At 55.9% G+C, this 1371-nt stretch carries 1 protein-coding gene; it reads left to right on the forward strand.

What is annotated here, in order from left to right:
* Window positions 1–296 precede the first annotated feature (296 nt).
* Window positions 297–863 carry a TIGR01841 family phasin gene (gene phaP / locus MKD38_RS30565; protein WP_012354794.1) on the forward strand — a complete coding sequence of 189 codons (567 nt, stop codon included), beginning with the start codon at window positions 297–299 and terminating at the stop codon, window positions 861–863.
* The last annotated feature ends 508 nt before the right edge of the window (window positions 864–1371 follow it).

The raw sequence follows: 1371 nt of genomic DNA on the forward strand, positions 1-1371 counted from the left end.
CACTCAAGGAGGGAGGCCGTATTCCAACGGACCATGCCAATAGGGGGATTGTCTAGTGTGTGCTTGTGCGCAGAATCGGGTCTGCCAAAATTGTGGCGCCTGAGTCCTCTTGAGACCGTGCCATTTATCGCCCATCATTCGGAAGGGGTGGATGCCCAAGACCTCGACACGCTGGAGCGCCCTGGTCGAAAGTCTCGTAGACATCTATCCGAGCTATCCTTGTATCGAACTGTACGGACAATTTCTTGTGAAAGCCCTCGTTGGGACAACTGGGGCACATTTCCAGGGGCTTTGTCATGCCTACGTCAGACATAGAAGCGATTGCAGCAGCGCAAAAAGCGGGTGTTGAGATCCTGTACGGGCTTACCAGTAGAACGCTCGAGGGATTTCACAAGGTTGCGGAACTGAACTTACAGACGATGAAATGGACGTTAGCTGAAACCCAGGCGTGCACGCGCAAGGCATTTGAAGCCAAAAACGATGGCGACCTACCGGTGATGGAAGCCAGGATTTTGCTACCGCTGGCCGAAAAGGCTCAAGCATACTGCCGGCAAGGGCTCGAGATAGCCGCGGAGACGCGTGCCGACCTTGCGACGGTGGTCGAAGCCCAATATGAACAGAGCAAGCGCGTAATGCAGGACTATATTGATGCGGTCGAGCGTGTCGCTCCTTCTGGCTCGGGAACTGCCATGGCCGCCTGGAAGTCGGCTCTGACCGCTACAACAAGCTTTCTCGATGCGATGCAGCGAACAGCCAAGCAGGTGGGCAACATCACCGAGAACAACGTGAACCTCGCGGCCTCACTCGCATCGTCCTCTGCCCTGCAGCCGTCTAGTAACGCTGCGCGGGCCGACAAAGGCTAGCACGCTGCGGCGGCGGGAAGTCTTCACGGAGGGTCCCGCCCAAAAAAGTCGGATTGATGGCTGAGCCTATCCAAACGCCTCACCTAGAATCAGCAGTTCAGCGCTTCGATGGTAGCATGTGATAGTCAAGCGCCGCCGACAAGAAGACTGGCGCCTTGGGGATATTCCGATGCCTCGTTGAGCACACTTGATGCGAATATTGCACCCTTCATCCTGCCCTCCTTAGAAACAACCTGCGGTCGCAAAGCGCACGTGGCATCCGTCAGTAGATAATCTGCGTAAGAACTTTGGGCTTGGACAGCCAGATACTAGCTAACGCACCATACTTGGCGAGGCCTTCTAAGTAAGCGCTCAATTGACGACGTCTGGTATTGGAGGCTGAACGTTGGCAGGCTTGCGTCCGCAAAGACTTTGCGGACGCAAGCATGATCCAAGACGAGATTGACCTATTTCCGCTGCAGGCGGTGCGAGTCCGCTCCAATGGGAAGCGAGACTACGAGCCAGCGGC

This window comes from Cupriavidus sp. WGlv3 (genome assembly GCF_023952475.1).
In the GTDB taxonomy this organism is placed as follows: domain Bacteria; phylum Pseudomonadota; class Gammaproteobacteria; order Burkholderiales; family Burkholderiaceae; genus Cupriavidus; species Cupriavidus phytorum.